We start from the raw sequence: 22,375 nt of genomic DNA, 5'->3' as shown, positions 1-22,375 counted from the left end.
CTGGCTTGCCAGCTCCTGCAGGTGACCAAAAGTTATTTCAGTGCAGCCAGAATCGCATCCGGGTCATACCCGCGAATCAGCGTCCCGTTCACATCGATGATGGGTATCCCACCGCCGCCCAGCGCCTCGTAGTCCTTGCGCGCCACGGCATCTTTCTCAATATCGAATTCCTTGTACGGAATGCCTTTCTGATCCAGAAAGCGCCGGGTCAGTTTGCAGTAACCACACCATTCGGTGGCGTAGAGCACGACGTTGGCTTTGGCCTGAGTCTGCTCGGACACCACTTGCGACGGATTGAACACCCGCTCGATCTTGCCCCAGTTCTGATAGACCACAACCACCAGCAGGATCAGCAGGAATTTTTTCAGGACGTTGCCGAGCATCAGTTGCGTCGCTTGAGCTGATCAGTGAGCGAGGTCGGCAGGCCTTTGATGATCAGTGTGCCGGCTTCTTCGTCGTACTCGATCTTGGAGCCCAGCAGGTGTGCCTCGAAGCTGATCGACAGGCCTTCGGCGCGACCGGTGAAGCGGCGGAACTGGTTCAGGGTACGCTTATCGGCCGGGATTTCCGGGGACAGGCCGTAGTCCTTGTTGCGGATGTGATCATAAAAAGCCTTCGGGCGTTCTTCATCGATCAGTCCAGACAGCTCCTCAAGGCCCATGGGCTCGCCCAGTTTGGCCTGGCTGCTGGCGTAGTCGACCAGGGTCTTGGTCTTCTCGCGAGCGTCGTCTTCGGGCAAGTCTTCGCTTTCAACGAAGTCACTGAAGGCCTTGAGCAGCGTGCGGGTTTCGCCCGGGCCGTCGACGCCTTCCTGGCAACCGATGAAGTCGCGGAAGTATTCCGAGACTTTCTTGCCGTTCTTGCCTTTGATGAACGAAATGTACTGCTTGGATTGTTTGTTGTTCTGCCACTCGGACACGTTGATGCGTGCTGCCAGATGCAGCTGGCCCAGGTCCAGGTGACGGGACGGCGTGACGTCCAGTTGCTCGGTCACTGCGACGCCTTCGCTGTGGTGCAGCAGGGCGATGGCCAGATAGTCGGTCATGCCTTGTTGATAGTGCGCGAACAACACGTGGCCGCCGACCGACAGGTTGGATTCTTCCATCAGCTTTTGCAGGTGTTCCACGGCCACGCGGCTGAAGGCTGTGAAGTCCTGGCCGCCGTCGAGGTATTCCTTCAGCCAGCCGCTGAACGGGAAAGCACCGGACTCCGGATGAAACAGCCCCCAGGCCTTGCCTTGCTTGGCGTTGTAGCTTTCGTTGAGGTCGGCAAGCATGTTCTCGATGGCGGCGGACTCGGCCAGTTCAGAGTCGCGGGCGTGGAGAACTGCAGGCGTGCCGTCGGGTTTTTTGTCGATCAGGTGGACGATGCAATGACGGATCGGCATGGGCTTCTCGGCTGGTTGAAGAGAGGAGGGCGTGCTCCCCCGAAAAATTGCTAAGTGTACCCGCATCCCTCTGTAGGAGCTGCCGTAGGCTGCGATCTTTTGTTCCTGATTTTACAAAATACAAAATCAAAAAATCGCAGCCTGCGGCAGCTCCTACAGGGCGGGCAGAGGGCAGTTGCACGGCGACCGATGGCGCTTATGCGATTTTTTCCCGGTTTAGAGCAATAAAGCTGACCAAATGGGTAGCTAGAGGCGGATATTTCCCCGTCTCTGTGCTAGTTTTGCCCGGTCTTGCGCGAAGTCACTGCGTTAAGCCTGCAGTCAGCTTTTGTCAGGTCGAACCAAACCCTGATTTCGGCATCTATAACCCCGATCCCGAGGTTATTTCGCCGAGGGTGCCAGATCCAGAAGATCGGGCTCGATGGCTGACATTGCACTCTGCAATCCATATGAATTTGATAGGGAAGGAACACTACATGGCTCTTACTAAAGACCAACTGATCGCCGACATCGCTGAAGCTATCGACGCGCCAAAAACCACCGCGCGTAACGCTCTGGACCAACTGGGCCAAATCGTTGCTGATCAGCTGGAAAACGGCGGCGAAATCACTCTGCCAGGTATCGGCAAACTGAAAGTGACTGAGCGTCCTGCCCGTACCGGCCGCAACCCTTCGACTGGCGCTGCCATCGAAATCGCTGCCAAGAAAGTGATCAAGCTGGTTGTGGCCAAAGGCCTGACTGACGCTGTTAACAAGTAAGACTTGTTAAAAAAAACCGTGCACCGGAGCGATCCGGGCACGGTTTTTTTGTGTCTGCTGAAAATGTCCGCCCATGGCAGACGCGAACCGTGTAGCAGCTGCCGAAGGCTGCGTTCGGTAGCTGCTACAGACTATCGGCTGGCTTTTACTCGGCGCCGGCCTTTTGCCAGCGCGTCTGAGACCAGGCCTGTTGTTGCGCTGGCGTCTGGAACGTCCAGGCCACGAAGCGGCTCTGTTTCTGCCCTTGGGACATTTCCACGACCTGGCTTTGCAGGGCTCCGGCCTTTTTCAGCGCAGTCTGGATGGCCGGCAGGTTCGAGGCCTTGGATACCAAGGTGCTGAACCACAACACTTGCTGGCTGACCTGCGCACTTTCGCTGATCAGTTGCGTGACGAATCGCGCTTCCCCGCCTTCGCACCACAATTCCGCCGCTTGGCCGCCGAAGTTCAGCACCGGCAGTTTGCGTTTCGGATCGGCCTTGCCCAACGCACGCCACTTGCGTGTGCTGCCGCGTGTGGCTTCCTCCAGCGAGGCATGGAACGGCGGGTTGCACATGGTCAGGTCAAACCGCTCGGTGCTTTCCAGCAGGCCCAGCAGAATCTGTTTGCGGTTGTTCTGCTGGCGAATCTGGATCGCCTTGTTCAAGCCATTGGACTGAATGATTGCCTTGGCCGCAGCGATGGCTGTGGCGTCAATTTCAGAGCCGAGGAACTGCCAACGGTAGTCGCTGTGACCGATCAGCGGGTATACGCAGTTGGCACCCATGCCGACGTCCAGGACCCTCACCGCAGCGCCACGGGGAATCACACCGTCATTGCCGCTGGCTAGCAGGTCGGCCAGAAAATGCACGTAATCCGCACGCCCGGGAACCGGTGGGCACAGATAGTCTGCTGGAATGTCCCAATGGGCGATGCCGTAGAACGATTTGAGCAGAGCCCGGTTGAACACGCGCACCGCGTCCGGGCTGGCGAAGTCGATACTTTCCTTGCCGTACGGGTTGATGATCACGAACTTCGCCAGTTCCGGCGTGCTCTTGATCAGCGCCGGGAAGTCGTAACGACCCTGATGGCGATTGCGCGGATGCAGGCTGGCCTTTTCACGCGGTTCCACGGCTTTGGCCGGGGTGGCGGGCTCAGGCTTTTTACGCGCAGGTTTGGGTGTGCGGGGGGCGGTCATGGCGTGTCGATTCGGGTATGGCTAAAAGTGGCGGGCATTGTCCCACATCCCAACACAATCGGCGTGCCCCCTGTACCCCTGTAGGAGCTGCCGAAGGCCGCGATCTTTTGCTATTGCTCTTAAAAAAACATGATCAACAGATCGCAGCCTCGTTTCACTCGTCAGCTCCTACAGGGGGATTTGTGGTGGGCATAAAAAAGGGAGGCCACATGGGCCTCCCTTTTTCGTTGCGATTTGCCGTTACAGGCTGGCAATCCGCGCATGCTGCTCGGCCAACTTGCCCAAAGCCTGTTCAGCTTCGGCCAGTTTGGCGCGCTCTTTCTCGATGACTTCGGCCGGAGCCTTGTCAACGAAACCGGCGTTGGACAGCTTGCCACCGACGCGCTGCACTTCGCCTTGCAGACGCTGGATTTCCTTGTCCAGACGCGCAAGCTCGGCACCTTTGTCGATCAGGCCGGCCATTGGCACCAGCACTTCCATCTCGCCAACCAGTGCGGTAGCGGACAGCGGAGCTTCTTCGCCCGCCGCCAGGACTGTGATCGATTCGAGACGCGCCAGTTTCTTCAGCAACGCTTCGTTCTCGGTCAGGCGACGTTGATCTTCAGCGCTGACGTTCTTCAGGAACAGCGGCAGCGGTTTGCCCGGGCCGATGTTCATTTCACCACGGATGTTCCGTGTGCCGAGCATCAGGCCCTTGAGCCATTCGATGTCGTCTTCGGCGGCTTGATCGATGCGGGTTTCATTGGCCACTGGCCAAGGTTGCAGCATGATCGTCTTGCCTTCGATACCGGCCAGCGGCGCGAGGCGCTGCCAGATTTCTTCGGTGATGAACGGCATGAACGGGTGCGCCAGACGAAGGGCCACTTCCAGAACGCGTACCAGTGTGCGACGGGTGCCGCGCTGACGCTCGACCGGTGCGTTTTCGTCCCATAGCACAGGCTTGGAGAGTTCCAGGTACCAGTCGCAATACTGGTTCCAGATGAACTCGTACAGGGCTTGCGCGGCCAGGTCGAAACGGAATTGATCCAGTTGACGGGTCACTTCGGCTTCGGTGCGTTGCAGTTGCGAAATGATCCAGCGATCAGCCAGCGACAGCTCGTAGGCTTCACCGTTCTGGCCGCAGTCTTCGCCCTTGTCCAGCACGTAACGCGCGGCGTTCCAGATCTTGTTGCAGAAGTTGCGATAGCCTTCGACGCGGCCCATGTCGAACTTGATGTCACGACCGGTCGACGCCAGCGAGCAGAAGGTGAAGCGCAGGGCATCGGTGCCGTAGCTGGCGATGCCTTCGGCGAATTCGTCGCGAGTCTGCTTCTCGATCTTCTTCGCCAGTTTCGGCTGCATCATGCCGGAGGTGCGTTTCTGCACCAGTTCTTCCAGCTCGATGCCATCGATGATGTCCAGCGGGTCCAGGACGTTGCCCTTGGATTTGGACATCTTCTGGCCTTGGCCATCACGCACCAGGCCGTGAACGTAAACCGTCTTGAACGGAACCTGCGGCGTGCCGTCTTCGTTTTTCACCAAGTGCATGGTGAGCATGATCATCCGGGCAACCCAGAAGAAAATGATGTCGAAGCCAGTTACCAGTACGTCGGTGGAGTGGAATTTCTTCAGGAACTCGGTCTGTTCCGGCCAGCCGAGGGTGGAGAATGTCCACAGGCCCGAACTGAACCAGGTGTCGAGAACGTCGTTGTCCTGTTGCAGCGCAACGTCCGGGCCGAGGTTGTGCTTGGCACGCACTTCGGCTTCGTCGCGACCAACGTAGACTTTGCCCGACTCGTCGTACCAGGCCGGGATACGGTGACCCCACCACAGCTGACGGCTGATGCACCAGTCCTGGATGTCGCGCATCCACGAGAAGTACATGTTTTCGTACTGCTTCGGCACGAACTGGATGCGACCGTCTTCAACGGCAGCAATCGCAGGCTCGGCCAGCGGCTTGGTCGATACGTACCACTGGTCAGTCAGCCACGGCTCGATGATGGTGCCGGAGCGGTCGCCTTTCGGCACTTTCAGGGCGTGATCGTCAACGCTGACCAGCAGGCCGGCAGCGTCGAACGCGGCGACGATCTGCTTGCGCGCTTCGAAGCGGTCGAGGCCGGCGTATTCGGCCGGGATCTTGCCGTCGATGGTTTCGTTCAGCGTACCGTCGAGGTTGAACACCTGGCAGGCCGGCAGGACCGCAGCGTTCTTGTCGAAGATGTTCAGCAGCGGCAGGTTGTGGCGCTTGCCGACTTCGTAGTCGTTGAAATCGTGGGCCGGGGTGATTTTCACGCAGCCGGTGCCGAATTCAGGGTCGCAGTAATCGTCGGCGATGATCGGGATGCGACGGCCAACCAGCGGCAGCTCAACAAATTTGCCGATCAGGGCTTTGTAGCGTTCATCGTTCGGGTTAACCGCAACGGCGGCGTCGCCGAGCATGGTTTCCGGGCGAGTGGTCGCGACGATCAGGAAGTCGTTGCCTTCAGCGGTCTTGGCGCCGTCGGCCAGCGGGTACTTGAGGTTCCACAGGAAACCTTTTTCGTCGTGGTTCTCCACTTCGAGGTCGGAAATCGCCGTGTGCAGCTTCGTGTCCCAGTTGACCAGGCGCTTGCCGCGGTAGATCAGACCGTCTTCATGCAAGCGTACAAACGCTTCTTTCACAGCTTCCGAGAGGCCGTCGTCCATGGTGAAGCGCTCGCGGCTCCAGTCCACGGACGAACCGAGGCGGCGGATCTGACGGCTGATGTTGCCGCCCGACTGATCCTTCCACTCCCAGACTTTCTCAAGAAACTTGTCTCGGCCCAGATCGTGGCGATTCTGGCCTTGGGCTTCCAGTTGACGCTCCACCAGCATCTGCGTAGCGATACCGGCGTGGTCGGTGCCTGGCTGCCACAGGGTGTTGCGACCCTGCATGCGGCGGAAACGGATCAGGGCGTCCATGATCGCGTTGTTGAAGCCGTGACCCATGTGCAGGCTGCCGGTGACGTTCGGCGGCGGGATCATGATGGTGTAGGACTCGCCCGCGCCTTGCGGGGCGAAGTAATTCTCTGACTCCCAGGTGTTGTACCAGGAAGTTTCAATGGCGTGCGGCTGGTAGGTCTTATCCATGCGCGGCGGGACCCTATTGGCATTTATTCAGGAAAAGCCGGGAAGTATAGCGGGGATAAGCGGATGCGCGTAGAGCGAGGTGACAATGGGCGGGGGAAAAGTTGAGTTGTGTTTTGTCAGAGAGGGCCCCATCGCTGGCAAGCCAGCTCCCACAGGTTATGTGTCGTATTGCTATTTTGTGAACGACACCAAACCCTGTGGGAGCGGGCTTGCCCGCGAAAGCGATCTGTCAGGCGATCTGATTCAAATCGTTATGCCGTGTTTCCTTCAGGCACAGCACCGCAATCAAACTCAATACCGCTGCACCGGACACATACCCGCCGACATAACTCAAGCCACCCATCGCCACCAGCTTCTGCGCGAAGAACGGCGCCGCCGAGGCCCCGACAATGCCGCCCAGGTTATAAGCAGCCGACGCGCCGGTGTAACGCACGTGGGTCGGAAACAACTCCGGCAGCAGTGCGCCCATCGGGGCAAATGTAACGCCCATCAGGAACAGCTCGATGCACAGGAACAGCGCCACGCCCCAAGTCGAACCCTGGGTCAGCAGCGGTTCCATCAGGAAGCCGGACAGAATGGCCAGTACGCCACCGATGATCAGCACCGGTTTGCGCCCGTAGCGGTCACTGGCCCAAGCGGACAGCGGAGTAGCGGCAGCCATGAACAACACGGCAAAGCACAGCAGGCCGAGGAAGGTTTCACGGCTGTAGCCCAGTGTTGCGACGCCGTAGCTCAGGGAAAACACCGTCGATATGTAAAACAGCGCGTAACACACCACCATCGCACCGGCACCCAGCAGCACGGGAACCCAGTATTGACTGAACAGCTCGACCAGCGGGATTTTCACCCGTTCCTGACGGGCCACGGCGTTGGCAAACACAGGTGTTTCATGCAGTTTCAAACGTACGTAGAGGCCGACCATTACCAGAGCGGCACTCAGTAGGAACGGAATCCGCCAGCCCCACGACCGGAATTGCTCATCGTCCAGCGTCATGGCCAGCGTCAGGAACAAGCCGTTCGCTGCCAGAAAACCAATGGACGGCCCAAGCTGCGGGAACATGCCGAACCAGGCGCGCTTGCCTTTCGGCGCGTTCTCCGTGGCGAGCAAGGCTGCGCCGCCCCATTCACCACCCAGCCCCAGCCCCAGGCCTTGGCCGAAACGCAGCACGCAGAGCAGGATCGGAGCCCAGGCGCCAATGCTGTCGTAACCCGGCAGCACGCCGATCAGCGTGGTGCATACGCCCATCAGCAGCAGCGAGGCTACCAGTGTGGATTTACGGCCGATGCGGTCGCCGAAGTGGCCGAACAGCGCCGAGCCCAGCGGTCGCGCCAGGAACGCGATACCGAACGTAAGGAAGGCCGAGAGCATCTGGGCCGTGCCGGACGTTTGCGGAAAGAATACCGGGCCGATCACCAGCGCGGCGGCGGTGGCGTAGACATAGAAGTCGTAGAACTCGATGGCGGTACCGATGAAGCTCGCGGTGGCCACGCGGGTGGCGGAGTTCGTCGGTTGCGCAGGTGCGTCGTCGTAAGTCGTGCTGGTTGTCATGCGGTTATCCCTGACAGTCATGTGCCCCAGTGGAGCGAATTATTATGGTGGAGAACCCAGGGATGTGGGTGGAGGAACGGTCGCTGTTCCCGGTAGGAACAGTCGTTGGTCTGTAGCAGATTCTGCTCATGGACAGGCCGGAACCTCAAAGGTGCGGGGTAAGCACCGGGCCGGCGAGGCTTGGGTAAGCGATTCGATTATAGAAAGGTGGCTAACGATTCAACAAGACGAAAATCCGTGTAGCAGCTGGCGAAGCCTGCTTCGGAGGTTTTGGGGTGTTACTGGAGGACGGGGGCAGGGTTGGACTGCCAGATCAAAACCCGGGTGACGCGGTTGTCTTCGGTTTGGAGGATTTCCAGGCGGTAGCGGCCGATCTTCAGGCATACCGAGCTCTCTGGAATGGTTTCCAACGCTTCGGTCACCAGGCCGTTGAGGGTTTTCGGGCCGTCACTTGGCAGGTGCCAGCCGAGGCTCTTGTTCAGCTCGCGAATGGACGCGGCGCCATCGATCACCAGGCGACCATCGGCCTGAGGATGGATGTGAGGATTGTCCAGGCTTTGCTGGCTTTCGAACTCGCCGACGATTTCTTCGAGGATGTCTTCCAGGGTCACGATGCCAAGCACTTCACCGTACTCGTCGACGACCATCCCCAGGCGGCGCTGCTGCTTGTGGAAATTGAGTAGTTGCAGTTGCAGCGGGGTGCTTTCCGGTACGAAGTACGGCTCGCGACTGGCCGCCATCAGGGCATCCAGCGTCAGGCTGCCATCATCGAGCAGATGGCCGATTTGCCGGGTGTTGAGGACGGCTTCGACCTGATTGATGTCGCTGTGAAACAACGGCAGGCGCGTGCGCGTGTTTTTACGCAGTTGAGCAATGATTTCTTCGATCGGGTCGTCGAGGTTGATCCCGTCGACTTCACTGCGCGGAACCAGAATGTCGTTGACTGTAATGTTGTCCAGCGCATGGATGCCGGGCAACGGATGCGGACGATGGACCGCCGGTTCGTGATCGTCGTGCGGGTCTTTGGGGGCTTCGTCCTCGCTCTGCTGTACGACCTTGGCCCTGCGGGCGAACGGACGGATCAGCAGTTGGCCAATGGCATTGAGCAGCCAGGCGGCCGGATAAACGATTTTCAGCGGCACGCGAAGCAGGTTGTTGCCAAAGGCCAGGATTTCATCCGGGTGGCGGACGGCGAGGGCGCGAGGCAAGAAGTCGGCGAATACCAGCAGGATGGCGCCGGCGCCCAGGCAGGCTACCCATGGACCATTTTCCGCCCAGGTGAAAATCGCCAACAGGGTACAGATGACCACCACCAGCGCGCGACACAGGGTATTGCAGAAAATCAGGCTGTCGAGCGGGAAGCTCAGCCTGGCCAGCGGCTTGTCGCTGGAGCGCGAAGCAATGCGCTTTGCCAGTAAATGTTGATGGGCCGCTTCAATGGCTGAAAACAGTCCCGACCACAGAATCAGCAGGGCCACTACAGCGAGCATCGGCCCTAAGGGCAAATCGTCCATTAATGCCGCCCGTCAGATATGCAGGATGTATTCACGGACCAGCTTGCTGCCGAAATACGCCAGCATCAACAAGCAGAATCCGGCGAGGGTCCAGCGAATCGCCTTGTGTCCGCGCCAGCCGAGGCGGTTTCGGCCCCAGAGCAACACGCTGAAAACGATCCAGGCCAGGCAGGCCAGCAGGGTTTTGTGCACCAGATGCTGGGCGAACAGGTTCTCGACGAACAGCCATCCGGAAATCAGCGACATCGACAACAGGGTCCAGCCGGCCCAGAGAAAACCGAACAGCAGGCTCTCCATGGTTTGCAGCGGCGGGAAGTTCTTGATTAGCCCGGACGGGTGCTTGTGCTTGAGCTGATGGTCCTGGACCAGCAGTAACAGCGACTGGAACACCGCAATGGTGAACATGCCGTAGGCGAGGATCGACAACAGAATGTGCGCGAGTATGCCCGGCTCTTCGTCGATGATCTGTACTGTGCCAGCGGGCGCAAACTGTGCCAGCAGAGCGGTCAGGGCACCGAGGGGGAACAGCAAGACCAGCAGGTTCTCCACAGGGATGCGCGAGCACGCCAGCAGGGTCAAGGCGATGACCGCAGCGGCAATCAGGCTGGCGGCGCTGAAGAAATCCAGGCCCAGGCCGATCGGCGTTAGCAGGTGGGTGATCAGGCTGGCGCTGTGGGCCAGTACCGCAAGCACGCCGAGCGTGACCAGCAGGCGTTTGTTGGCCTTGGCACCGGTGGCCAGACGAGTGCCCTGATAAAGAGTCGCAGCGGCATATAAGCAGGCGGCGGCGAGGGTGGTAAGCAAACTGGGTGACAAGGGGAGCATAAGTCCTGTTAGGCAAGCCCGAAAGGCGCTGAGTTTGGCATAGAACCCACGCGGCACGAAAGTGCGAGGTGTCCGCCAGACGCAGTCTTCGCTATAATCCGCGACCTGCCCACGCCGCAGGCTCGCCGAGCACAGTTTTAGTCCGGTCTGGGCCGCCATTATCCCGGTCTACTCAGGGCCTGAAAGGATCGCGCAATGTTTGAAAACTTAACCGACCGTCTCTCGCAGACGCTGCGCCATGTCACCGGCAAGGCCAAGCTGACTGAAGACAACATCAAAGACACCTTGCGCGAAGTGCGCATGGCGCTGCTCGAAGCCGACGTCGCCCTGCCGGTGGTCAAGGACTTCGTCAACTCGGTCAAGGAACGCGCTGTCGGCACCGAGGTGTCGCGCAGCCTGACACCGGGCCAGGCCTTCGTGAAAATCGTCCAGGCCGAACTCGAAAGCCTGATGGGCGCCGCCAACGAGGATCTGAACCTGAGCGCCGTGCCGCCAGCGGTCATCCTCATGGCCGGTTTGCAGGGCGCGGGTAAAACCACCACCGCCGGCAAGCTCGCGCGCTTCCTTAAAGAGCGCAAGAAGAAGTCGGTCATGGTCGTGTCCGCGGACGTTTACCGTCCGGCGGCGATCAAGCAGCTGGAAATGCTCGCCGGTGAAGTCGGCGTCACCTTCTTCCCGTCCGACCTGAGCCAGAAGCCGGTCGAGATCGCGCAAGCGGCTATTAAGGAAGCAAAACTCAAATTCATCGACGTGGTCATCGTCGACACCGCCGGTCGTCTGCACATCGATGAAGAGATGATGGGCGAGATCAAGGCGCTGCATGCCGCGATCAACCCGGTCGAAACCCTGTTCGTGGTCGACGCCATGACCGGCCAGGACGCCGCCAACACGGCCAAGGCCTTTGGCGATGCGCTGCCACTGACCGGTGTGATCCTGACCAAGGTCGACGGCGACGCCCGTGGCGGTGCCGCACTGTCGGTGCGCGCCATCACCGGCAAGCCGATCAAGTTCATCGGTATGGGCGAGAAGAGCGAAGCGCTCGATCCGTTCCACCCTGAGCGTATTGCGTCGCGCATCCTCGGCATGGGCGACGTGCTCAGCCTGATCGAGCAGGCGGAAGCGACCCTCGACAAGGATAAGGCCGACAAACTGGCCAAGAAGCTGAAGAAGGGCAAGGGCTTCGACCTCGAAGACTTCCGCGATCAGCTGCAACAGATGAAGAACATGGGCGGCCTCGGCGGCCTCATGGATAAGCTGCCGAACATGGGCGGTGTGAACCTGGCGCAAATGGGCAATGCCCAGAATGCGGCAGAGAAGCAGTTCAAACAGATGGAAGCCATCATCAACTCCATGACCCCGGCCGAGCGCCGCGACCCTGAGCTGATCAGCGGTTCGCGCAAACGCCGTATCGCCATGGGCTCCGGTACCCAGGTGCAGGACATCGGGCGCTTGATCAAGCAGCACAAGCAGATGCAGAAGATGATGAAGAAATTCTCCGCGAAAGGCGGAATGGCCAAGATGATGCGCGGCATGGGCGGTATGTTGCCCGGCGGCGGCATGCCAAAAATGTAAAGAATCCGCGCCGGCCATCAGGTCGGCGCTGCCCCACACGGACGTGGGATACACAGCAAACCCGCACTTGGCGGGAGCTGACCGGCCGTTTTCAACGACGGCTCTATAGCAAATCTGCATGGCGACCGAAAGGGCGCCGGAAAAAGTCATTTGCAAAAGTCCGGATATTCCTTAGAATATGCGGCCTTTCGGGCACCCATGCCCGCTGTGCCTTTAGATTTGCAGCACCGACTACAGGAACGATGTTCACATGCTAACAATCCGTCTTGCCCTTGGCGGCTCCAAAAAGCGCCCGTTTTACCACTTGACCGTAACCGACAGCCGCAACCCGCGCGACGGTTCGCACAAGGAACAGGTTGGTTTCTTCAACCCTGTTGCTCGTGGTCAAGAAGTTCGTCTGTCCGTGAACCAAGAGCGCGTAGCCTACTGGCTGAGCGTTGGTGCACAACCTTCTGAGCGCGTTGCTCAGTTGTTGAAGGAATCTGCTAAGGCTGCGGCCTGAGCAATATGAACGCGACGCCAGCTGTTGCTGATGATTTGATCGTTATCGGCAAGATTTACTCGGTTCACGGCGTTCGCGGCGAAGTGAAGGTGTATTCCTTTACTGATCCGATTAAGAACCTGCTGGAATACAAAACCTGGACGCTCAAGCGTGACGGTAATGTAAAGCAGGTTGAGCTGGTCAGCGGACGCGGGAACGACAAGTTCCTGGTCGCAAAGCTCAAGGGTCTTGATGATCGTGAAGAAGCTCGTCTTCTGGCCGGTTATGAGATCTGCGTGCCGCGCAACCTGTTCCCTGAACTGACCGACGGCGAGTACTACTGGTACCAGCTGGAAGGTCTCAAGGTCATCGACACCCTCGGGCAACTGTTCGGGAAGATCGATCACCTGCTGGAGACCGGCTCGAATGATGTAATGGTGGTCAAGCCTTGCGCTGGCAGCCTGGATGATCGCGAACGCCTGTTGCCGTATACCGAGCAATGCGTGTTGGCCATCGACCTGGCAGCAGGCGAGATGAAGGTGGATTGGGACGCGGATTTCTAAGCGTGGCTAACTTGCGCGTAGAAGTGATCAGTTTGTTTCCCGAGATGTTCTCCGCCATCAGCGAGTACGGCATCACCAGTCGGGCGGTGAAACAGGGGCTGTTGCAGCTGACCTGTTGGAACCCGCGAGACTACACGACGGATCGACATCACACTGTGGATGATCGCCCATTTGGCGGTGGTCCGGGCATGGTGATGAAGATCAAGCCCCTGGAAGATGCTCTGGTTCAGGCCAAGGCAGTCGCCGGGGAGGGCGCGAAGGTGATTTACCTGTCGCCCCAAGGCCGTCAACTGACTCAGTCGGCGGTGCGCGAGTTGGCGAATCTGGATGCATTGATCCTGATTGCCGGCCGCTATGAAGGCATTGACGAGCGTTTTATTGATGCTCATGTCGATGAAGAGTGGTCGATTGGCGACTATGTACTGTCTGGCGGCGAGCTGCCGGCGATGGTCCTGATCGATGCGGTTACACGACTGCTGCCTGGAGCTTTAGGGCATGCGGACTCCGCTGAGGAAGATTCCTTTACGGATGGTTTGCTGGATTGCCCGCACTACACCCGACCGGAGGTGTATGCGGATCAGCGTGTTCCCGACGTATTGCTAAGTGGCAATCACGCGCACATCCGGCGTTGGCGTTTACAGCAGTCCCTTGGTCGGACCTTTGAACGACGCGCCGATCTTCTGGAAAGCCGCTCGCTTTCTGGAGAAGAGAAGAAGCTGCTCGAGGAATACATCCGCGAGCGGGACGATAGTTAACAACGTATCGATGGTAGATCCGACGATTTACCTTAGGAGCACAGCATGACTAACAAAATCATCCTTGCACTCGAAGCAGAGCAGATGACCAAAGAGATCCCTACCTTTGCACCGGGCGACACCATTGTCGTTCAGGTAAAAGTAAAGGAAGGCGACCGTTCGCGTCTGCAAGCGTTCGAAGGTGTTGTTATCGCCAAGCGTAACCGCGGCGTAAACAGTGCATTCACCGTTCGTAAAATCTCCAACGGTGTTGGCGTAGAGCGTACTTTCCAGACCTACTCCCCGCAGATCGACAGCATGGCTGTTAAACGTCGCGGTGACGTACGTAAAGCCAAGCTGTACTACCTGCGCGACCTGTCGGGTAAAGCAGCTCGCATCAAGGAAAAACTGGCTTAAGTCCAGCTTCCGATGCAGAAAAAAGCAGCCTACGGGCTGCTTTTTTGTTGCCTGGAATTTAGTAATGCTGAAAAAGATCGCGGCCTTCGGCAGCTCCTACAGGATGAATGCAGATCTCCCGTAGGAGCTGCCGAAGGCTGCGATTTTTTGCATTTTCTAGGACTCCGGCTGAATCAACGCCAACAACGTCCATCCCGCCGAAGGTATGACCGCGCTATCGGACGTCGCGACATGCACCCAGCCACTGTCATCGCGAGCAAACAGCAGCGTCGCACGCTCGCCATGCAACGCCTGATAGTCCTTCCAGCCGAAGCCCTCGGTCAGGTGCGTGCTGTACAACTCGGCCCCCTGATGCAGCTGATTGGCCAGCTTGATGTAGGTTAATTCCTCATTGCCCAGCAAACGCCCGCGGTGTTCATGGCTGGCGCGGTGCTTGTCGGTGCGGCGGCTCTCTTGACCACTGGCCAGCCCGAACAAGCGTTGATGACCGAAGTCATGGCGAAAGCGCATCGAAGCCAAAGTGTTCAGTTCGCCGGATGGCGACAGTGCCAGTAAATGCCCAAGTCCCACCAGGTCCAGGTGCGCATCGGCATGCTGAGAGGCCGGGTTGCCGAAATAGGTGGGCAAACCTTCCATGCGCGCCGCCCGGATGTTTTCCCAGCTCGAATCGGTCAGCAGCACGCGGCTGCCCAGTTGTTGCAGCGCTTTGCCTAGCGTGCGCGCCGGGCCATTGGCGCCGATGATGAGAAAGCCGCTCGGCGCCGGTTCCGCCACCTTTAACAGGCGCGCCAATGGACGCGCTGTGGCACTTTGCAGTACGACAGTGCCGATGATCACGGCAAAAGTCAGCGGCACCAGCAACAGTGCGCCTTCGTGACCGGCCTCATGCAAGCGAATGGCGAAGATCGCCGAGACGGCCGCCGCAACGATCCCGCGAGGTGCAATCCAGGCCAGCAATGCCCGCTCGCGCCAGTTCAGGCTCGAGCCCAGGGTGCTGAGTATTACGTTCAGCGGCCGCGCAATGAATTGAATGATCAGCAGCAGAATCACTACCAATGGTCCGAGGCCAATCATGGCATTCAGATCCAGGCGCGCTGCCAGCAGAATGAACAGTCCGGAAATCAGCAGGACGCTGAGGTTTTCCTTGAAGTGCAGGATGTGGCGCACATCCACGCCTTTCATATTGGCCAGCCACATGCCCATCAGGGTCACGGCCAGCAACCCGGATTCATGCGTGACCTCGTTAGAAGCGATGAAAATGCCGAGTACCGCTGCTAGCGCTGCCAGGTTGTGCAGATATTCCGGTAACCACTGGCGACGAATCAATGTGCCGAGCAACCAACCACCAAAGATGCCGAACAGGCTGCCGCACAAGATCACGCCAGCGAAGGTCAGCAGGCTTTCCTTGAGGCCGTTGCCCTCGGCACTGGCAATAATGAAACTGTAGACGACCACCGCCAGCAGGGCGCCGATCGGGTCGATGACAATCCCTTCCCAGCGCAGGATGTTGGCGATCGAGGCTTTCGGGCGCACGACGCGCAGCATCGGTACGATCACCGTAGGCCCGGTGACCAGGGTCAGGCTGCCGAACAGAATGGCCAGCATCCAGTCGAAATCCAGCAGCCAGTGGGTGGCGACAGCAATGACCACCCATGTCGAAAGGGCGCCGATGGACACCATACGATGGACGACGCTGCCGATTTCTCGCCATTCCGACAGATGCAGGGTCAGGCTGCCTTCGAACAGGATCAGCGCAACGGCCAGAGACACCAGCGGCATCAGCAGTGGACCGAACATTTCTTGCGGGTCGAGCAGGTGCAGCACGGGGCCGACCAAAATGCCGGCCAGCAGCAGGAAGAGAATCGCCGGCAGCTTCAAGCGCCAGGCCAGCCACTGACAGAGCAGCGCTGCCGCGCCGATTCCGCCAAATGCCAATAAGATCTGCTGTTCGCTCATTGCGGCTCCCTGTTCCTTGTAATGGCGGCCTATGAAAGACTAGCGGCCGTTTCCATGTCCATTTTTAATTTTGTGTGCCGCCCCGGGGCGGTGTGACTTGAGTGCCCATGCCTGCCATCGATCATCCCTTGATAGACCAATTCCTCGATGCCCTGTGGCTGGAGAAAGGCCTTTCCGATAACACCCGCGACGCCTATCGCAGTGACCTTGCGCTGTTCAACGGCTGGTTGCTGGATAAAGGGCTGGAGCTGATCAATGCCGGGCGCGAGTTGATTCTCGACCACCTGGCCTGGCGTCTGGAGCAGAACTACAAGCCTCGTTCTACCGCGCGGTTTCTCTCTGGTGTGCGTGGCTTCTATCGCTATTTGCTGCGGGAAAAGTTGATCGCAGTCGATCCAACCTTACGAATCGATATGCCGCAGCTCGGCCGGCCGCTGCCAAAGTCACTGTCGGAAGCCGACGTGGAAGCGTTGCTGAAGGCTCCTGATTTGAGCGAAGCCATTGGTCAGCGCGATCGCGCCATGCTCGAAGTGCTCTACGCCTGCGGCTTGCGGGTGACCGAACTGATCAGCCTGACACTGGAGCAGGTCAACCTGCGCCAGGGCGTGTTGCGCGTGATGGGCAAGGGCAGTAAGGAGCGGCTGGTGCCGATGGGCGAAGAAGCGATTGTCTGGGTCGAGCGCTACATGCGCGATGGTCGTGGCGAACTGCTCGGCGGCCGTCCCAGCGATGTGTTGTTCCCCAGCCAGCGCGGCGAGCAGATGACCCGCCAGACCTTCTGGCATCGCATCAAGCATCAGGCCAAAGTGGCGGGGATCGGCAAGTCACTCTCGCCACATACTCTACGTCACGCGTTCGCCACGCATCTGCTGAACCATGGCGCGGACTTGCGGGTGGTGCAGATGCTGCTTGGTCACAGTGACCTTTCCACAACCCAGATCTACACCCATGTTGCGCGGGCTCGCTTGCAGGATCTGCATGCCAAACACCACCCACGAGGTTAACGCTGACTTGTAGCAGCTGGCGCAGCCGAACGCAGGCTTCGCCAGCTGCTACAGATCAGTGGGTCAATGCCTTGCATCACCGGGAGTCGGCCACGCCGGCCTTATGTGATAGGCTTTGCCGGTTTGCACGATGGGCGGTTATGACCCGGTGTTTCGGCACGGGCGTTCTGATCGTCCCATTTGTCCGCCTTCAGGAGTTCTCATGCGTCTGACCCAGATTTTCGCCGCCGCAGCCATTGCGTTGGTCAGCACCTTTGCCGTCGCCGATGACGCGGCCGACAAAGCCATTCGTAAAAGCCTGGAAAACCTCCAGCTCGAAGTGCCGGTAGAGACCATCACCGCCAGCCCGCTGCCGGGCCTGTATGAAGTCAAACTCAAGGGTAGCCGCGTGCTGTACGCCAGCGCCGACGGCCAATACGTCGTGCAGGGTTACATGTTCCAGCTCAAGGACGGCAAGCCGGTCAACCTGACCGAGAAGACCGAACGCCTGGGCATCTCCAAACTGGTCAATGAGATCCCGGTCGCTGAAACCGTGGTTTACCCGGCCATCGGCGAAACCAAGTCGCACATCACCGTATTCACCGACACCACGTGCCCGTACTGCCACAAACTGCACGCCGAAATCCCGGAGCTGAACAAGCGCGGGATCGAAGTGCGTTATGTGGCGTTCCCACGCCAGGGCCTGGGTTCGCCGGGCGACGAGCAACTGCAGGCAGTGTGGTGCTCCAAAGACAAGAAAGCGGCCATGGATAAAATGGTCGACGGCAAGGAAATCAAGGCCGCCAAGTGCGATAACCCGGTTTCCAGGCAGTTCGCCCTGGGCCAGTCGATCGGCGTGAACGGTACACCGGCCATCGTTTTGGCCGACGGTCAGGTCATTCCGGGCTACCAGCCTGCGCCACAAGTCGCCAAACTGGCGTTGGGCGCGAAGTAATTTCGTATCGTCACGGTCAGCCAGTGACGATCATGGTCCGGCAGCAACATCGCCGGGCCATCAATAGAGAGCCGCGAGCATGCGGCTGTTTTCACGGCCGGCCTTGAGTCGGCCGTTTTATGGGGAGTTCACAGTGAAACCGGTCAAAGTAGGCATCTGTGGGTTAGGGACCGTCGGTGGCGGTACCTTCAACGTACTTCAGCGTAACGCCGAGGAAATTGCTCGTCGTGCCGGGCGTGGGATCGAAGTGGCACAAATTGCCATGCGCACGCCAAAGCCTCAGTTCCAAACGACCGGTATTGCGATTACCAACGATGTCTTCGAAGTGGCCACGAACCCTGAGATCGACATCGTTATAGAGCTGATGGGCGGCTACACCGTTGCCCGCGAGCTGGTACTCAAGGCCATCGAGAATGGCAAGCATGTGGTCACCGCGAACAAGGCGCTCATCGCCGTTCACGGTAATGAAATTTTCGCCAAGGCTCGCGAGAAGGGCGTGATCGTTGCGTTCGAAGCGGCCGTGGCCGGTGGCATCCCGGTGATCAAGGCGATCCGTGAAGGCCTGTCCGCCAACCGCATCAACTGGGTCGCTGGCATCATCAACGGCACCGGCAACTTCATCCTGACGGAAATGCGCGAGAAGGGTCGCACCTTCGAAGACGTATTGGCCGAAGCCCAGGCCCTGGGTTACGCCGAAGCCGATCCGACCTTCGACGTCGAAGGCATCGATGCGGCCCACAAGCTGACGATCCTGGCTTCGATTGCATTCGGCATTCCGCTGCAATTCGACAAGGCTTACACCGAAGGCATCACCAAGCTGACCACCGCCGACGTGAATTACGCCGAAGCGCTGGGTTACCGCATCAAGCATCTGGGCGTGGCGCGCAGCACCGCTTCCGGTATCGAATTGCGCGTACATCCGACGCTGATCCCGGCCGATCGCCTGATCGCCAACGTCAACGGCGTGATGAACGCGGTGATGGTCAACGGCGATGCTGCCGGTTCGACCTTGTTCTACGGCGCCGGCGCCGGTATGGAACCGACCGCTTCATCGGTAATCGCCGACCTGGTGGACGTGGTTCGCGCCATGACTTCCGACCCGGAAAACCGTGTGCCGCATCTGGCGTTCCAGCCGGATTCGTTGTCGGCTCACCCGATCCTGCCGATCGAAGCCTGCGAAAGCGCCTACTACCTGCGCATCCAGGCCAAGGACCATCCGGGCGTGTTGGCCCAGGTGGCGAGCATCCTGTCGGAGCGCGGCATCAACATTGAGTCGATCATGCAGAAGGAAGTCGAGGAACACGACGGCCTGGTACCGATGATCCTGCTGACCCACCGCGTGCTGGAGCAGCATATCAACGATGCCATCGCGGCTCTCGAAGCCTTGGCGGGTGTGGTCGGTCCGGTCGTGCGGATCCGTGTCGAGCACCTGAACTAAGCCGATATCGTTGACCGGGCTCGCTTGCGGGCCCGGCACTACGAACACTGTCCATTGGAGTCAGTCATGCGTTACATCAGTACCCGCGGCCAGGCACCGGCCCTGAATTTCGAAGACGTCCTGCTGGCAGGTCTTGCCACCGACGGCGGTCTGTACGTCCCGGAAAACCTGCCACGTTTCACCCAGGAAGAAATCGCTTCCTGGGCTGGCCTGCCGTATCACGAGTTGGCTTTCCGCGTCATGCGCCCGTTCGTTACCGGCAGCATTCCAGACGCCGATTTCAAAAAGATCCTTGAAGAAACCTACGGCGTATTCGCCCACAGCGCCGTTGCGCCGCTGCGTCAGCTGAACGGCAACGAATGGGTGCTGGAGCTGTTCCACGGCCCGACCCTGGCGTTCAAGGACTTCGCCCTGCAACTGCTCGGTCGCTTGCTCGACTACGTGCTGGAAAAGCGCGGCGAGCGCGTGGTGATCGTCGGCGCCACCTCCGGTGACACCGGTTCGGCCGCCATCGAAGGCTGCAAGCACTGCGAAAACGTCGACATCTTCATCCTGCATCCGCACAACCGTGTGTCTGAAGTGCAGCGTCGGCAGATGACCACCATCTTCGGTGAGAACATCCACAACATCGCCATCGAAGGCAACTTCGATGACTGCCAGGAAATGGTCAAGAACAGCTTCGCCGACCAGAGCTTCCTCAAAGGCACGCGTCTGGTCGCGGTGAACTCGATCAACTGGGCGCGGATCATGGCTCAGATCGTCTACTACTTCCATGCGTCCCTGCAGTTGGGCGGCCCGGCACGTTCGGTGTCGTTCTCGGTGCCGACCGGCAACTTCGGCGATATCTTCGCCGGTTACCTGGCGCGCAACATGGGCCTGCCGATCAACCAGTTGATCGTCGCCACCAACCGTAACGACATCCTGCACCGCTTCATGAGCGGCAACCAGTACGTCAAGGAAACCCTGCACGCTACGCTGTCGCCGTCGATGGACATCATGGTGTCGTCGAACTTCGAACGCTTGCTGTTCGACCTCCACGGTCGCAACGGCGCGGCGATTGCCGGCCTGATGGACAGCTTCAAGCAAGGTGGTGGTTTCAGCGTGGAACAAGAGCGCTGGACCGAAGCCCGCAAACTGTTCGACTCGCTGGCCGTGGATGACGCACAAACCTGCGAAACCATCGCTGAAGTCTACGAGCAGACCGGCGAAGTGCTGGACCCGCACACGGCCATCGGCGTCAAGGCCGCACGCGAGTGCCGTCGCAGCCTGGATATTCCGATGGTGATTCTGGGGACGGCCCATCCGGTCAAGTTCCCGGATGCCGTGGAAAAAGCCGGCGTAGGAAAAGCGCTCGAACTCCCTGCACATCTTTCTGATTTGTTTGAGAGAGACGAGCGTTGCACCGTGTTGCCGAATGACCTGAAAGCCGTTCAGGCCTTTGTCAGCCAGCATGGCAACCGTGGTAAGCCTTTGTAACCGGCAAAAGCTGTCACACATTGAAGCCCGTCTCCTGACGGGCTTTGTTGTTTTTGCATGCCACACTGGCCGTGAAATCGCTCATTGAGGACGGGCGAGCAGAACACAAGGATGTGGCAAATGCCGTTTTTCGAAGGCTTTAAGCCAGCGCTGCGCTGGCTGACTTTTGTTGCGCTGCTAGGCCTGGCCCAGTGGGCCGTAGCGGCGCAAATGTTGGTTTACAGCGCGGATGCAGCGCTCGCCGGCCCGATGATCGAGCTGGATGCGCAGGAACGAAAATGGCTGGCCGCACAGCCGCAAGTGGTGGTCGCCTTGACTCAGTACCCGCTGTACCTGTTCAAGGACGAGCACGGTCATTGGAGCGGTTTCCATCACGATGTGCTGGAACGCATCAGCGCCATGACAGGGTTGCGGTTTGTCTACGACGAGACATTTTCTTCGGAGCAGTTGCTCGAACGTCTGGAAAGTGGCGAAGCCGACATGAGCACGATGCTGTCCATGAACGACGAACGCCGGATGTTTCTCGACTTCAGCCATGCCTTTGGTGGAGCAGGTTGGGTGTTGATCGGTCATGTAGAAGAACCCTCGGTGCAGTCACTGGCGCACCTGGCAAAAAAAGTCCTGGCACTGCCGGCCCGGCATGCGCTGGAAGCCACGATTCGGCGTGATCATCCATCCATCGAATTACGTGTGGTCAAAACCTACGCTGAAGCTCGTGCACTGGTCGAAAGCGGTGAGGCGTACGCTACGATCGACAATGAAATCGGTGCCCGCCTCTACCCCTCAGGGCGGCTCAAGGTCGGTGATGTGCTGGAAGGTAAGTGGGACGCCGATTACCTGGCCGTGCGCAAAGGTCAGCCGCCGCTGCTGAGCATCCTCAATAAAGCGCTGGATGCATTTTCGCCCAGCGAACTGCGCGCGATACGCCATAAATGGTTCGAAGCCACGGCGCCCGCAACGGCACCCTCTATCCGGGAGAGCATTGCCTGGCAAGCGTGCTGGGGGATGTTGATCATCGGTGTGTTTACGGTGTTGTCGCTGTTGTGGAATCGTCGGCTCGCGGCGCTGGTCGAGCAGCGTAAGGACGCAGAGAGCGACCTGCGCGATCAGTTGGCCTTCCAGCGCACGTTGATGGACGCCATGCCTGACCCAATGTTCGTTCGCGACCAACAAGGACGCTTGCTGACCTGCAACAAAAGTTATGAGGAACACCTTTCGGCCCGGCTTGAGCAAATGCAAGGAAGGCAACTGATCGAAATCGATGTCTTTCCAAAGGACACAGCAGCGCTTTTGCATGCCGAGTTCATGGCTCAACTGCAGACGCGCAAGCCACGTTTCAGCGAGCGGCAGTTGATGTTCAAGCACGGTCTCAGGGACATCTACCAGTGGACCGTCCCGTTCTACGGTGCCGATGGTCAGCTACGCGGTTTGATGGGGGGGTGGAGCGAAATCGCGCGGCGAACCCGACAGACGTGACATGAGCGTTTTTTCTCTGTCATCTTT

19 protein-coding genes are annotated in these 22,375 nt (G+C 59.2%); 11 read left to right on the top strand and 8 right to left on the bottom strand.

From position 1 onward, the window contains the following. Positions 1–32: 32 nt before the first annotated feature. Positions 33–383, bottom strand: a complete 351-nt coding sequence (locus KVG88_RS22735) for a glutaredoxin family protein (RefSeq protein ID WP_150702894.1) — start codon at positions 381–383, stop codon at positions 33–35. Then, entirely contained in the window at positions 383–1,387 is a 1,005-nt protein-coding gene (gene yejK / locus KVG88_RS22730; RefSeq protein ID WP_150702893.1) for a nucleoid-associated protein YejK, read from the bottom strand. Before yejK ends, KVG88_RS22735 begins: the two co-directional genes overlap by 1 nt. 476 nt (positions 1,388–1,863) lie before the next feature. Here yejK and KVG88_RS22725 point away from each other — a divergent pair, with 476 nt between their 5' ends. Next, positions 1,864–2,145, top strand: a complete 282-nt coding sequence (locus tag KVG88_RS22725) for an HU family DNA-binding protein (protein WP_007905514.1) — start codon at positions 1,864–1,866, stop codon at positions 2,143–2,145. A gap of 145 nt (positions 2,146–2,290) precedes the next feature. Here the strand turns inward: KVG88_RS22725 and rlmF are convergent, their stop codons facing one another. From rlmF to KVG88_RS22700, 5 genes are all read right to left on the bottom strand, one after another. Further along, positions 2,291–3,322 (bottom strand): 23S rRNA (adenine(1618)-N(6))-methyltransferase RlmF, encoded by a 1,032-nt coding sequence (rlmF, locus tag KVG88_RS22720; protein WP_217872813.1) that lies wholly within the window; start codon positions 3,320–3,322, stop codon positions 2,291–2,293. A 240-nt stretch (positions 3,323–3,562) separates the two neighbouring features. Further along, the gene (locus tag KVG88_RS22715; RefSeq protein WP_150702891.1) at positions 3,563–6,409 is read right to left on the bottom strand and encodes a valine--tRNA ligase; all 2,847 of its coding nucleotides are present in this window, start codon (positions 6,407–6,409) and stop codon (positions 3,563–3,565) included. Between the two features lie 229 nt (positions 6,410–6,638). Beyond that, positions 6,639–7,958, bottom strand: a complete 1,320-nt coding sequence (locus KVG88_RS22710; protein WP_217872812.1) for an MFS transporter — start codon at positions 7,956–7,958, stop codon at positions 6,639–6,641. Between the two features lie 278 nt (positions 7,959–8,236). Next, entirely contained in the window at positions 8,237–9,472 is a 1,236-nt protein-coding gene (locus KVG88_RS22705) for a transporter associated domain-containing protein (protein WP_150702889.1), read from the bottom strand. Positions 9,473–9,484: 12 nt separating this feature from the next. After that, the gene (locus KVG88_RS22700; protein ID WP_150702888.1) at positions 9,485–10,297 is read right to left on the bottom strand and encodes a cytochrome C assembly family protein; all 813 of its coding nucleotides are present in this window, start codon (positions 10,295–10,297) and stop codon (positions 9,485–9,487) included. A 195-nt stretch (positions 10,298–10,492) separates the two neighbouring features. On the opposite strand from KVG88_RS22700, the gene ffh reads away from it, so the two are divergent. The 5 genes from ffh to rplS all read left to right on the top strand — a co-directional run bounded on the left by ffh (position 10,493) and on the right by rplS (position 14,064). Next, on the top strand, positions 10,493–11,869 hold the full coding sequence (ffh, locus tag KVG88_RS22695) for a signal recognition particle protein (RefSeq protein ID WP_075945558.1): 1,377 nt from the start codon (positions 10,493–10,495) through the stop codon (positions 11,867–11,869). 250 nt (positions 11,870–12,119) lie between these two features. After that, positions 12,120–12,371, top strand: coding sequence for a 30S ribosomal protein S16 (gene rpsP, locus KVG88_RS22690; RefSeq protein WP_003198088.1), 252 nt, complete (start codon positions 12,120–12,122; stop codon positions 12,369–12,371). Between the two features lie 5 nt (positions 12,372–12,376). Further along, entirely contained in the window at positions 12,377–12,913 is a 537-nt protein-coding gene (gene rimM, locus KVG88_RS22685; protein WP_053155094.1) for a ribosome maturation factor RimM, read from the top strand. Between the two features lie 2 nt (positions 12,914–12,915). Then, positions 12,916–13,668, top strand: a complete 753-nt coding sequence (gene trmD, locus KVG88_RS22680) for a tRNA (guanosine(37)-N1)-methyltransferase TrmD (RefSeq protein ID WP_150702887.1) — start codon at positions 12,916–12,918, stop codon at positions 13,666–13,668. 45 nt (positions 13,669–13,713) lie between these two features. Next, positions 13,714–14,064, top strand: a complete 351-nt coding sequence (rplS, locus tag KVG88_RS22675) for a 50S ribosomal protein L19 (protein WP_003175895.1) — start codon at positions 13,714–13,716, stop codon at positions 14,062–14,064. Positions 14,065–14,220: 156 nt separating this feature from the next. Here the strand turns inward: rplS and KVG88_RS22670 are convergent, their stop codons facing one another. Beyond that, complete coding sequence (locus KVG88_RS22670; RefSeq protein WP_217872811.1) at positions 14,221–16,020, bottom strand: cation:proton antiporter; 1,800 nt, start codon at positions 16,018–16,020, stop codon at positions 14,221–14,223. 107 nt (positions 16,021–16,127) lie between these two features. Here KVG88_RS22670 and xerD point away from each other — a divergent pair, with 107 nt between their 5' ends. The 5 genes from xerD (at position 16,128) to KVG88_RS22645 (ending at position 22,348) form a co-directional block, all read left to right on the top strand. Further along, complete coding sequence (gene xerD / locus KVG88_RS22665) at positions 16,128–17,024, top strand: site-specific tyrosine recombinase XerD (RefSeq protein ID WP_150702885.1); 897 nt, start codon at positions 16,128–16,130, stop codon at positions 17,022–17,024. Between the two features lie 202 nt (positions 17,025–17,226). Then, entirely contained in the window at positions 17,227–17,958 is a 732-nt protein-coding gene (locus KVG88_RS22660) for a DsbC family protein (RefSeq protein WP_217872810.1), read from the top strand. A gap of 133 nt (positions 17,959–18,091) precedes the next feature. Then, entirely contained in the window at positions 18,092–19,396 is a 1,305-nt protein-coding gene (locus tag KVG88_RS22655) for a homoserine dehydrogenase (protein ID WP_150702883.1), read from the top strand. A 66-nt stretch (positions 19,397–19,462) separates the two neighbouring features. Next, complete coding sequence (gene thrC, locus KVG88_RS22650; RefSeq protein WP_150702882.1) at positions 19,463–20,872, top strand: threonine synthase; 1,410 nt, start codon at positions 19,463–19,465, stop codon at positions 20,870–20,872. Positions 20,873–20,992: 120 nt separating this feature from the next. Further along, a complete protein-coding gene (locus KVG88_RS22645; protein ID WP_150702881.1) occupies positions 20,993–22,348 on the top strand; it encodes a transporter substrate-binding domain-containing protein in 1,356 nt (451 codons plus the stop codon). The last annotated feature ends 27 nt before the right edge of the window (positions 22,349–22,375 follow it).

Source organism: Pseudomonas azerbaijanoccidentalis, assembly GCF_019145495.1.
In the GTDB taxonomy this organism is placed as follows: Bacteria; Pseudomonadota; Gammaproteobacteria; order Pseudomonadales; family Pseudomonadaceae; genus Aquipseudomonas; species Aquipseudomonas azerbaijanoccidentalis.
This window is presented reverse-complemented; position numbering and strand designations above follow the sequence as displayed.

Bases quoted from the DNA above. Each gene is read 5' to 3' on its own strand.
- rimM (WP_053155094.1), top strand. From the start codon at position 12,377: ATGAACGCGACGCCAGCTGTTGCTGATGATTTGATCGTTATCGGCAAG.
- yejK (WP_150702893.1), bottom strand. From the start codon at position 1,387: ATGCCGATCCGTCATTGCATCGTCCACCTGATCGACAAAAAACCCGAC.
- ffh (WP_075945558.1), top strand. From the start codon at position 10,493: ATGTTTGAAAACTTAACCGACCGTCTCTCGCAGACGCTGCGCCATGTC.
- KVG88_RS22660 (WP_217872810.1), top strand. From the start codon at position 17,227: ATGCGTCTGACCCAGATTTTCGCCGCCGCAGCCATTGCGTTGGTCAGC.
- KVG88_RS22725 (WP_007905514.1), top strand. From the start codon at position 1,864: ATGGCTCTTACTAAAGACCAACTGATCGCCGACATCGCTGAAGCTATC.
- KVG88_RS22700 (WP_150702888.1), bottom strand. From the start codon at position 10,297: ATGCTCCCCTTGTCACCCAGTTTGCTTACCACCCTCGCCGCCGCCTGC.
- rlmF (WP_217872813.1), bottom strand. From the start codon at position 3,322: ATGACCGCCCCCCGCACACCCAAACCTGCGCGTAAAAAGCCTGAGCCC.
- KVG88_RS22705 (WP_150702889.1), bottom strand. From the start codon at position 9,472: ATGGACGATTTGCCCTTAGGGCCGATGCTCGCTGTAGTGGCCCTGCTG.
- KVG88_RS22645 (WP_150702881.1), top strand. From the start codon at position 20,993: ATGCCGTTTTTCGAAGGCTTTAAGCCAGCGCTGCGCTGGCTGACTTTT.
- thrC (WP_150702882.1), top strand. From the start codon at position 19,463: ATGCGTTACATCAGTACCCGCGGCCAGGCACCGGCCCTGAATTTCGAA.
- KVG88_RS22735 (WP_150702894.1), bottom strand. From the start codon at position 383: ATGCTCGGCAACGTCCTGAAAAAATTCCTGCTGATCCTGCTGGTGGTT.
- rpsP (WP_003198088.1), top strand. From the start codon at position 12,120: ATGCTAACAATCCGTCTTGCCCTTGGCGGCTCCAAAAAGCGCCCGTTT.
- KVG88_RS22670 (WP_217872811.1), bottom strand. From the start codon at position 16,020: ATGAGCGAACAGCAGATCTTATTGGCATTTGGCGGAATCGGCGCGGCA.
- xerD (WP_150702885.1), top strand. From the start codon at position 16,128: ATGCCTGCCATCGATCATCCCTTGATAGACCAATTCCTCGATGCCCTG.
- KVG88_RS22710 (WP_217872812.1), bottom strand. From the start codon at position 7,958: ATGACAACCAGCACGACTTACGACGACGCACCTGCGCAACCGACGAAC.
- KVG88_RS22715 (WP_150702891.1), bottom strand. From the start codon at position 6,409: ATGGATAAGACCTACCAGCCGCACGCCATTGAAACTTCCTGGTACAAC.
- rplS (WP_003175895.1), top strand. From the start codon at position 13,714: ATGACTAACAAAATCATCCTTGCACTCGAAGCAGAGCAGATGACCAAA.